This is a genomic window from Rhizobium redzepovicii (assembly GCF_019793435.1).
Lineage (GTDB): Bacteria > Pseudomonadota > Alphaproteobacteria > Rhizobiales > Rhizobiaceae > Rhizobium > Rhizobium redzepovicii.
This window is the reverse complement of record NZ_JAILYH010000129.1, coordinates 1-246: the sequence shown is the minus strand read 5'-3', so window position 1 is coordinate 246 and position 246 is coordinate 1. Positions and strand designations below refer to the sequence as shown.

Sequence of the window (246 nt, the reverse complement as noted above, 5' to 3'; positions counted from 1 at the left end):
TATCCTGATAGAAGCGCCGGGCCGGCGTGATGTCGGGTGTCTGGATATTAGCGACGATGCGCAAGACCTTCATGGGCTTTCCTTCCGATGCTTGCTGACAAGGCGGAAGGTAGGAAGATCGGCAGGGCAGAGGGATAGCCACACGGCAAACTGCCAATGCATTATTGTCCATATCAGCAGTGGGAGAAAGCAAAGTCCTAAAGCGTGGCATATGAAGGCGCGCCTAACCCAGCCCAACAAAAAAGG

The 246-nt window shown here is 54.1% G+C and carries 1 pseudogene; it reads right to left on the bottom strand.

Features of this window, described 5'->3' with window-relative positions:
- Window positions 1–211 (bottom strand): annotated as a pseudogene (locus K6N12_RS34605) (hypothetical protein); the annotation flags it as partial.
- Between the last annotated feature and the right edge of the window lie 35 nt (window positions 212–246).